Below are 10,117 nucleotides of genomic sequence, written 5' to 3'. Positions count from 1 at the left end.
CCAGCGAGGCGGCGTTCTGCATGGCCTCGGGCTGCACGTAGTCGCCGTGGGCAATGGCGCGGGCGGTATTGGGAGCGCGGCGGGCGGCATCGGCCGATGCCGGGAACGCATACTCGCCGGGCTTCTCAGCGGCGCGGACCAATAACCGGGCTTTGGCCTGGTCGAACATGGCTTGCTGGTAAGTGGCTGCCGCAGGGCGGGCGGTAAGTTTGTTGGCGGCGGCGTAGGCGTCCACGGCTGCGGCGCCCTGCGGGCCATGCACAAGGTCTTGTAGCTGCCCGTAGTTCAGTGTTTGATTAGCGTCGAGCGGGTGTGGAATGCCGGTCAGGGCTTCGCGCCAGAAGGCTTGTTGTCCGGCATCCGTAGGCTCCATGTCAGCCAAGTATTGCAGCGTCTTATTGCTGGCTCGGCCGTGGAGTTGGGGCGTAGTGCCGGCCGTGTATGAGCCGGCGTGGATGGTGCGAGGAGCACGGGCAACGGTGGCCCGGATGGTGCGTTTGGTAGACTGGTTCTCAGGCACGGTAAGGCTGATTATCTTTTACAAGATAATGCAGCCGTCTGCAACCTGTTATAAATGGCAGCCGCCGCCTAATTCTAGGCGGAGCAACCTGGCCTTAATTTGTTCTATCTCATACATCGCAAGTCGAATGTCATGGTCTAGCGGCTTGGGTAGATAGTCCGGGCACGCAGGGTAGGGAAGGGGCGCGAAACAGCCCCGACTAGTGGGCCGGGGCTGTTTTGACTTTTATCTGCGAGGTTAATATTTCAGCGGCTTGCCAGTGTGTCACTTCATTAAAGCCCTATTCGTGAATCAAATTCACTTCGCATATGGCAATTAAAATGTTCGTGAGGATTACCATATGGTTGTAGTCACGCCCTCATTGCCTTGGGCTTTTAGTGCTCACCAAGCATTAACCGCTTAGAAACGGTTTTGGAGCCGTGCGAGATTTGCAGTAGGAATAAGCCAGAAGGCAGTAAATGCGTGTCTACGACCGTTTCTGTATCCGCAAGGATTCCTTGAACGACTGCTCTGCCTAATGCATCCAACAGAACATAAGTCGGGAGTGCTTGGTCTTGGTTGCCCCCGCCTTTATACTGTATCTTGAAGCTGCCACTACTCGGGTTTGGAAAGACGTCAAAAGTTAACGGCCTGAGCGACGTTGCTGCACTTGATTTATTCTCACCCTTGGGAGTGGCTGCACTCGGAGGACATATTAAGCAATCATCTCCTGGATTCAAAAAACGAGTTCCAAAAGTACGGGTGGCACTGCCTGTGCCGCACTCGTTGGTTACTTGAACTGTTACTTCGAGAGTTTCGCCAAAATCCCGTGGATTGGTGACTGAGGCTCCCCCCGTTGAGTTTCCAGACACGCCCCCTCGGTCATTTGAGTCCGAGGTCCACACGAAGGTAAGGGTGCCATTGGCCTCTTCGTTCTGCACTTGTGCGATGACGTCAGAAGAAGTGGATGGTTCTACACTAGCCGGAGTTCCGGGGTCACGGTCTTCGATAGAGACAACTGGCAAGCCCTTCCACAAAGCTTTGCTGACGGTAACAGGGTTTGCTATGCAGGGACGACTATACGTAGCGGTGACTACAACTGGGCCATTCGAGGGGTCGGTGGTGGGCGATACTTGGTAAGTGTGTGGGGCGGTAGATATTACCGTTCCGGTGGCCGCCAACGACGGTTGAACATCCCATGTGACGGTTGTACCAATCAAGTTAGGCGGCAATTGAAATGTCCGGGATGCTCCGCCTGCACACAACACATACTGGCTAGATGTCGCAGTGATTCGGGTATTCTCCCAGTCTTGCATCAGTCCAGCGTTTACAGAAAACCATTGAAACAAAGAAGCAACGGCGCGGATGCTAAAATTGAATGTTTCATTTGCCACGTCCCTGTACTTTATATGGTCCTCGTGCGTCAGTGCCGCGTAACGCGCGGCCAAATATGGATTGGTTCCGTTTGGTAGATAATCATTGCCCAACCATAAAGTAGTATTATTCCAAGAAGGGCCAAACCCTCGCCAATCTTGGTCAAAAAACCATGGCTCGTTGACACCGCTCGAAAAGAAATCTGCCAGTTGATTCGTGGTGTAAAAGAGGTACCGCATGCGGTCCATGTCTGTGGGCATGCATTGAATCTCTTGCAGGAGCCCACCCGTCTGCGCAGCAGTGCCTGCGGTCCATTGCTGTGCAGGATATGTTCCCCCAGGGTCGTCTTCGCAGTCAAATATTCCATTGTTATCGTACCAGACGCCACCCATGTTGTTCTCGTAATAATCGGGTTGTCCTGCCGGGCACGGGTGCAAGTGAACATGAACATGGGCGGGCACGCTCATGTCCCCAAGCAGGTGCGCGACCCGGCCCAACAGTTGAAGTGCCACAGGGTGCGAGAACGATGGGTCGTACCGGGATTGATGGTAATATTCAACCCGGTTGTTGCCATCAAGGTCCGTAATTGCTTCGAGGAAATAATATCCTTTGTAGAACTCGGGAAGCGTGGCCATCGCGGTCTTGGGAGAATAGGTAAGCACGCGCTTTCTCCCATGCATTGGGCACAGTTGAATTGGGGTCAATACTGTACTGTAGCGAGCGGGCATTATCGCCCCGGTCAGCCTTCCAGAAATGGGTGATTGATGGGGTTACGCCATTGCCAGCAGACGTGCCCAAACCATACACTAAGTCTTCGTTATCCTCGCGCCACGCGCCAACTCCGACTTGAGGAAAACGGGTATCAAAAACCACGTTTTCGGTGCCAATCCCATGGTAGTTAAGGCCCACAGAGCCCTCTAGGACAGGAACAGGTCCAATTAGGTTGCGCAGAAACAAGTATGCTTCTTTGACCATGTACTGGTGTACCCATTCTTTGTGAGCTTGTGCAGGTGAGTGCACGCAAGCCGCCATTGCTAGCGCAACAGTAATTGCTTTTTTCATAAACTGGCTGGAAAATGTGATATGGAAGGTGAAGCCTAAATGTACTTATATTCAAGTAATTCAAAAGCTACTATTTGCTACCTGTTTAAATGAATTTAATTTTCGCGCTTAAAATGTGTATGCACTTGCCAATCTGCTTGTTTGAACGCTTATACAGTCGATTTTTCATTATAGAGTAGCCATTCATTATAGTGCTAGCCGAGGATAAGCTATAGGGTAGCTGGCCCGCAAAATATTGGCTCAACTGACTTTAGCCCTGCTCAATCCGCTCACTGAGACGCTGTATTTCCCTTCTTGCATCTCGTCACCAAGGACCGGCGCGAACTGGCCCACAACGAGCAGACCATTATTTTGGAGTCGGCGCTTAATGACTACCCCGACCTACGCCGCATCGAGATTCGGAATGACGACGTGGAGGTGCTGCCCTAGTACCTGTTTTTTTGAGCGCGAAAGCTAGCAACTGCCCGCCCTGCTCTATCGCTCCGAGTTGCCGAACCAAACGCCTTTGCAGCTCACCTACGAGGTCGAGCTGCGGCGGGCCGGCATCACGGTGTACGCCCCGAGTATGCAGATGCACGATTTGCGGCTGAAGGCGCGCATCGACTGGCTGAAGCTGGCGTTGGCTTCGTACCAAATGTTGTATGTGGCGGCCCCACCGCGATAAGCGAATGAGGGTGTTAAACACAGAACAGCCTCGGCCTCACCAAAGAAGCCGGGGCTGTTCTGTGACTTGGCGGTCCTATTTACTTGGTTTATGGCCTTTGTATATGTATAGGAACGAGCGGTTTGATTTCTCTGGGGGCAGCTTAGGCAGGGAAAGTGCGGGCTTGTTCATCTTTCAAGCGTTGGTTGATTAGGCGGAGGAATGTCCAATTTTTCGCGGTGCGGCGGAGGCGTCGGGCGTCGCAACGGCACTGTCTGCGGGGGCGACGTAGTGGTCTTGCTCACGGAGGTTGAAGGTTGAGGAATAATAGCTACTTGATAAACGGTGTCGGGCTTCGACCATTGATTAACGAAGAAGCACAGCAAGCCAACAGCCAACGCAATAAAGGCCCGCGCGATGGGTTTTTTGGACTTTTGCAGATTCACTGTCCGGTTATCGTTGTTGACCACGTTAACCGTGATTTGCTGAGCGAGCAGGTCAACAAAATAATCCTTGAACTCTTGGACTCCATCGGCTGTGGGCTCGTTCTGCCTGTAATATAGAACCAAGTCATCCATATGTTTGCGTAGCGCTGTCGCGTCCGGAATGCCTTTGTACACCCCATTCTTAAGTACTGCGTAGGACTTGTACGCAAAAAACGTGGACTGGCAGGTCAAGACAAACCCCGCGAGCAGGGCCAAGCCAAAAAGCACCAGCGCCCAATTATTGGTGTGTTTGTAGTCGTATTGGCTGGCAAGCAAGTAAGTAAGCCCGTATGCGCCCGTCAGCAGGGTAATCGGCGTTACCAATACGTTCTCAAGGGTATAGCGCCGCTCGTATTCCTTCTCATGCCAGTTGGATAGGAAGGTAAGCCAGTCAAACTCTGCTTTGGGGCGTTCTGTCGTCATGGGTAGAGATTTGGCGAAATAAAGCAGCCCCGGCTCTTGCTGAACCGGGGCTGCGTGAAAATCTATTTTTGCTCCGTCTGAATCTGTGGGCGGGGCGGAGCCACTGGCGGCGGGGTGTACTCCCGGATTTCACGTTGCGGCGGCGGAGGTGGCGGCGATGGCGTTTGGGGTTTGCTCATGTTTTCTCTCGCTTTTTAGGTGAAGGTGAAGTTTTAGGTGGATTTTTTGCCACTTCTCGCTCCCGCGGACGAGGGGGCGGACTGCTTGGCGCAGTCTTTTGAGGGGTTACTGGTTTGGATGCTGGTTGCTTGGCCATTAAGATAGTGTTAAGCTTGCCGGTAAGCTACAAAAAAGCCCTTGCTCTTTGGCGAGTCGGAACTCACTACTTTCACAGTTCAAAGATGAAATTACCCGGTGAGGTCCGAGCGATTGCCTGTAGGTCCGTGGTAGTCTTAGTTCCCGCATTTCTGATGACTATCGTTGCCCCCGAGGAACTGGCGGCGCGCCCAATTCCTTGCAGAGCGGTAGTGGTGTATTGAGTTGCGTCGAGGCTCATACCTCCTCCGGCCCTGGCAATTCCTTCCAGGTCAGTTGCTGTTTTGGACATGCTGCTAAGTAAGGGTGAGCCAGCAAGCTACGAAATCCCAGCGATTGCTTCAATGGCGAGCACCACCACGCCCAGCCGGACCAATCTGCGGTTGCGGTGCCGGTGGCGCGTGAGCGTACGGTGGTAGCCGAGGCAGTGGCGGGCGGGTTGGCGGCGCATCAGGTCAGGGTAGTGGGGTTAGCAGTTCAGCCAGTCCGGCAACTGTACGCTTACGGCGTAGGCCGCCAGGCCCGCGGTGTTGCGGAAGCTGCGCAAGTCGAGCAGCCCGTTGGTGGCCGTGTCGTAAGTAAGCTCCACAAAGAAATTGCCCGGCATGGCGTAGAGGTTGACTGCTTCGCTTTCGGCTTGCCAGCGCGTGGCCAAGAAGGTGCCGAGATGAAACACGGCGGCGAGTTGCACCTTGTGGTGCAGTTGGTTGAAGTGGTAGGAATTCACGGCGGCTAGGGTAGATAGTCCGGGCACGCAAGGTAGGGGAGGGGCGCGAAACAGCCCCAAACCTCATCAGTTCGGGGCTGTTTGTTCAGCGCGGCAAGGAGCGGTGGAGCAAAACCTGTTTAGTAGGTTAGCCCCGCCACGGCAGCCAGGAGAGGAATCGATTTTTCGTGGAGGTTAGCCTTTCAGGGCAAACAAGTAGGTAAGGGTTGCATGAAAAGCCCGGTTATAGTGGGGACGGCTGCTCACCGGCACCATGTTGTAGGTGTAGCTCGGCGCGAGGTTCAGCAGGCCCAAACTGTAGCTGGCCTGCACGAGTAAGCCGTGGTAGCGGTAGCCCACACCGCCTTGCAGGCCCGCGTCGAAGCGCCGGGTATAGGCGCCACCGGTGTTGGTAGCCAGGTCGGGTCCTGCGTTGTTCACCGGGGTGATGGCCCCGGAAGCGTTTATGGACGCGGCGCCTTGTGGGGTAATCGTGTTGTCGTAGCGGCCATTCAGCAGGAGGCCGAAGTAAGGGCCCGCGAAAACCTGTGCGCCTTGCCCGTCTGTGTGCTGGGTGTAGGCCAGGGCTACCGGCACCGTGAGGTAATTGAGTCGGCTGTGGCCGTCAAACGTGGTGCCCACCCCTGGCCCGGTGCCTGTATAGGACGTGACCTCCGCGTGGCTGGTCGCGCCCCGTTGCGCGTAGAGCACGGCGGCCTGGAGCGCCAAGTGGCCGAAGCCCACAGTGCCCGCAAGTCCCGCTTCGAAGCCGGCCCGGTATCCCCGCGTTTCGCTGTTGGCCAATTGAGCTGAATGGTATGTGGCCAGATTCAGCCCCACACGCGGGCCAAAGCTGAGCGAAGCCTGCTGCCCCCGCGCAGCCCCGCCCACTAATAGCAGGCCGAAAACGACTAACTTTTTCATGCTGCCAAGCTACGAAAAACTTTTGCCCGTTCTTCGGCCAACGTTGTGCCCGTCCCAACGACCAGCCCCGCGCTAGCGGCCCCTGGCCGCTCTGAAGCCTATCGAGCGGCAGGTGAATAGGCCAGCACCTAATGCATAAGGCGTGAACGCAAACAGCCCCAGCTTCTTGGGAAGAGGCCGGGGCTGTTCCATCATAACGGGTGCGACTTACTCCACCGCCAGCTTGCGGTACTCCGTAGCTCCATCATGCACCAGCCGCACGGTGTAAAGCCCAGCGGACAGCCCCAACGTAGGCACGGCCAGCGCGTGCGACCCAACGCCTTGCACCTGCCCGGCCGTCAGCATCCGCACCGTCCGGCCCACCCCGTCAAGCACATCGGCGCTGACAGTCGCGCCTACTTTCAGGAAGTACGATACCGTGGCCGTGCCCCCCATCGCTACCGGGTTCGGATGAATAGCAGGCAAAATTTCAGCCTCGCTCTGCGTCACCGACCGTAATAATGCTTGGCTTTCCCTCATAGTAGTGGGGAGTGTTCTTTGGAAAGCCCCGGTTGAGCCGTTCGACCTGTACATTGCCCAGCCAGGCCAGTTTATGCCTAAGCCTGAGTTAGCAGTTACAACAAAGTCGCTAGCCCCATCTCCATTGTAATCGCCAATTGAGAAACGCTCTCCCCACGATGGAAATGCGCATTGTTCGTTGCCACCAGCTACATCCTTTGTGATAAAACCATATACACCCGAACCATAATTATTGGTCAGTACCCTATAGCCCTGCCAATCCGTTCCCAATGATTTGTTCGCGGTTGCGATAATGTCGTCCTTCAAGTCTCCGTTGAAATCGCCGACGTAGATGCACTCTCCCCAAGAGGGAGTCCAATTGTTATTGTAAGGAAGTTGTCCTTGGCATTCGGTGTTTAATAGCGACGAACCTGGCGCAAGAGTGACGCTATACATTTTTATACCCTGCCAGTCAACTCCTACGGCCTTATTCGCAATCGTGCAAAATTCATTGCGCATGCCATCGCCATTAAAGTCGCCAACATAATACTTCTCACCCCAAGACGGAGAATTACAGTTTGTAGCAGAGGCATTAGTAGTGACGCTTTGAATCAACTGGGTGTGCACATACGGATTGGCGTCGCTCCATGCCCCTGATGAGTTCATGGTAATTTTGAACCCTAACCAAGCATTTGGCACCTTTGAGTACGATAACAAATCATCCTTCGTATCTGGTAAAGAAGAATTGCTATTAAAGTTTCCGACTTCAATTTCTTCGTTTGCCCCTGGAAAACTAATGCTGCCACTCTCCGTGTAGTAGTAAGTTTTGGTAGAGGCAGAGGCAGTTATTTTATAAAACTTAGTGCCTACCACTCCTGAAACCCCTAAATCACTGTTAGCCGTGACTGCTATATCGTTCTTGACACCGTCTCCATCAAAGTCACCGCTATAGATTCGCTCACCCCATGAGGGGTAATGATTTCCTGGAAGGGGATGATTAAAATCGTAATCGTACTCTTGGAAATCATTGCCATCAGATATATAAAGCTTGGTTCCATCAAAGGAGTTACCAACAATAGTGCCCGCTTGCTTCGAAGCATTTGCAGTCACCAGCACATCGTTTTTACCATCTCCATTAAAGTCTCCTACATATGTCTTTTCCGTTGATGAGAAGGTGCTGGCTGGATAAGAATGCAAATCTCTGCTGTTCACTTTGGTAAACATATTTTTGTCAGAGTTCATCGGAAAATTATTCCACAAATAATTTATGGTTGGCACCAAGTTATAATCAGCACCATTAGCCAAAAATGGCAATTGCTCAAATGTTCGATTGCCAGAATTGTACTTATAAGAAGTGGGAAAGTAGCCCGGCATCGATAAAAACGCGTTTTTATCAAGGCATTTGACTCTGCTATATGCATACCTTAACCAGTCCTTGCGGTCTTGTTCAGGCATGCTCATAAACCAACTTCTGTCATCCATCCCGTAAACGGGGCCATAGTCATTCGGTACGAGGCTAGAAGTAGTATTCGTGGGCAGAATAGTCCACACATCGAACTCAACGTAGTACGGCAGTCGGTCACAGAGCCATCCTTGCGGATGTTGTCCACCAGCGGCGAGGCCATATGGCGGATTAGTTTTCTGGCCTTGAGCAAGGTATGTCGGGTCGGACTTGCTCATTATCACTGTGTTTTTTAAATCATTAACCGTTACCGCACCTGGCTGATTGGGCCCGCTGAACGAGAGGTTTTCTACCATATTTATACCCGCCGAGCCCCAATCCCAAAGCAATTTTTTATTGACTGGGCTGCCTGCATAGTAAACTTGGCTCTTTTGAAAATACTCCTCTTTATGCAGTATATCATATTGACTATACCCATTGTAAGTGTACGAATTGCATTCAAAGCCTCTATCGTCTTCTGTGAAAACAGAATTTAGGAATACAACGCCTCTGCGTGCATTTTGCTTGCCAAATGCTCGGATTTTTTCGACTAAGTCGCCGATAAGAATATTGTCGCAATCCCTCTTCAGCATAATATCCATTCTGCCCATGTGGATTGATTCAAACCCTCGTTTAATAAACTCGCATGCTCTGTAGTAAAACCAAGCTCGCGTTTGCCATCTGGATATATCAGGTATTAATAATCCCTTAGGGACTGATGCGAGACCAATTTGAGTTATTAGCGTCTTGGTATCTTCATAAAGCATATCGTGTAGATTCACATCAAATGCAGAGGCGTTATTTAATTCTGGGATTCCATCAAATAAATACTGCGTGTCCCCATTTTTTGGTATTGTACAAATAATTGCGTCTTCGCCTGATTCCAATTGTTCAAATAAACAAGCTTCTAAGATTATGTCTGGATGAGGCTGAAATGTATAGTCTTTGGTAGTAATTCCGTTGTGAATCAGATTGGTAAAAGTTTGTAAATTATCCCAATGGCCACCTGGAAAGAATGTTGCACCATTAATAAATGGATAGCGATAAACCCAGTCAGTGGCCCAAGGCCCTTCTGCCCTATGTATGTATTTAGGGCTAGTTGCATCTATTAGTTCCAGCTTGCTTCTCATTACCTCTGCCATTTCCGTAGGCGTTACGGGAAGACTATTGGTACTGTCCTTAAAACCGAACGGGCCAGGCATGACACTCTGCATGGTCATCGCCTTTGATAAGTACGCTTCAATTGTAGCTCTTGGTACGTGGCCAGTAGTTGAATTGTAACCATCAAAGACGAGTCCACTTGGTGTTTGCGCAGCTAATGATGGAATGAGTAATGTCAGTCCAACAAGTAGTGATAATATTTTATGCATGCTCGTCCTTGAAAAAGTGGTACTAAAATGGATACCCATGCTAGTTGATTTGGGTTGGTGTAACCCGTGCATTAGCTTGCCAGTGGGCAGTTTGAAGTGTTTGTGAATGAGATTCATTTTTGCTTACCGATGGTGAGTAGGCAAGCTACGAAAAAGCCCCAACTATTCAGGCTGGGGCTTTGAGTGATATTAGTAGCCATGTCGGCTAGGCCGCAGCGTCCTGTCAAAGAATGGGTTTCTAGCCGGTGGCTCGTACTTCTTGAGCGTAACCAGCGTAAACGATGCCTTGTGAACTTTCGCTCCCATATCGGCCCAGCTTGGCGGCGTGAGGTAGCGAGCAGACACAAGAAAGCCCAGCCTTGCGAGCTGGGCTTTCG

At 52.0% G+C, this 10,117-nt stretch carries 8 protein-coding genes; 2 read left to right on the top strand and 6 right to left on the bottom strand.

The window, feature by feature from the left end:
• Both ACYVDE_RS00770 and ACYVDE_RS00765 read right to left on the bottom strand, forming a co-directional pair.
• Window positions 1-520, bottom strand: a 520-nt coding sequence (locus ACYVDE_RS00770) for a hypothetical protein (protein WP_460499567.1), incomplete at its 3' end; no start/stop codon positions are given.
• A gap of 374 nt (window positions 521-894) precedes the next feature.
• Window positions 895-2,508, bottom strand: a complete 1,614-nt coding sequence (locus tag ACYVDE_RS00765) for a T9SS type A sorting domain-containing protein (protein WP_460499566.1) — start codon at window positions 2,506-2,508, stop codon at window positions 895-897.
• A gap of 721 nt (window positions 2,509-3,229) precedes the next feature.
• Between ACYVDE_RS00765 and ACYVDE_RS00760 the strand changes: the two genes are divergently transcribed.
• Together ACYVDE_RS00760 and ACYVDE_RS00755 are read left to right on the top strand one after the other, a co-directional pair.
• Window positions 3,230-3,364: a hypothetical protein gene (locus tag ACYVDE_RS00760; protein WP_460499565.1), complete on the top strand. Its 135-nt coding sequence runs from the start codon at window positions 3,230-3,232 to the stop codon at window positions 3,362-3,364.
• 58 nt (window positions 3,365-3,422) lie between these two features.
• The gene (locus ACYVDE_RS00755) at window positions 3,423-3,599 is read left to right on the top strand and encodes a hypothetical protein (protein ID WP_460499564.1); all 177 of its coding nucleotides are present in this window, start codon (window positions 3,423-3,425) and stop codon (window positions 3,597-3,599) included.
• A 167-nt stretch (window positions 3,600-3,766) separates the two neighbouring features.
• On the opposite strand, the gene ACYVDE_RS00750 is transcribed toward ACYVDE_RS00755, so the two are convergent.
• The 4 genes from ACYVDE_RS00750 to ACYVDE_RS00735 form a co-directional block, all read right to left on the bottom strand.
• Complete coding sequence (locus tag ACYVDE_RS00750; protein ID WP_460499563.1) at window positions 3,767-4,486, bottom strand: hypothetical protein; 720 nt, start codon at window positions 4,484-4,486, stop codon at window positions 3,767-3,769.
• Between the two features lie 784 nt (window positions 4,487-5,270).
• Window positions 5,271-5,555: a hypothetical protein gene (locus tag ACYVDE_RS00745; RefSeq protein ID WP_460499562.1), complete on the bottom strand. Its 285-nt coding sequence runs from the start codon at window positions 5,553-5,555 to the stop codon at window positions 5,271-5,273.
• A 147-nt stretch (window positions 5,556-5,702) separates the two neighbouring features.
• On the bottom strand, window positions 5,703-6,431 hold the full coding sequence (locus ACYVDE_RS00740; RefSeq protein WP_460499561.1) for a porin family protein: 729 nt from the start codon (window positions 6,429-6,431) through the stop codon (window positions 5,703-5,705).
• Window positions 6,432-6,638: 207 nt separating this feature from the next.
• Window positions 6,639-9,740, bottom strand: coding sequence for a T9SS type A sorting domain-containing protein (locus tag ACYVDE_RS00735; RefSeq protein WP_460499560.1), 3,102 nt, complete (start codon window positions 9,738-9,740; stop codon window positions 6,639-6,641).
• Window positions 9,741-10,117 lie beyond the last annotated feature (377 nt).

The organism is Hymenobacter agri, assembly GCF_054778495.1.
The sequence above is the reverse complement of the archived record's forward strand: the minus strand, read 5'-3'. Positions and strand labels throughout refer to the sequence as shown.

Coding starts and splice junctions, on each gene's coding strand:
- ACYVDE_RS00765 (WP_460499566.1), bottom strand. CDS start 2,508: ATGGCCACGCTTCCCGAGTTCTACAAAGGATATTATTTCCTCGAAGCA.
- ACYVDE_RS00750 (WP_460499563.1), bottom strand. CDS start 4,486: ATGACGACAGAACGCCCCAAAGCAGAGTTTGACTGGCTTACCTTCCTA.
- ACYVDE_RS00740 (WP_460499561.1), bottom strand. CDS start 6,431: ATGAAAAAGTTAGTCGTTTTCGGCCTGCTATTAGTGGGCGGGGCTGCG.
- ACYVDE_RS00735 (WP_460499560.1), bottom strand. CDS start 9,740: ATGCATAAAATATTATCACTACTTGTTGGACTGACATTACTCATTCCA.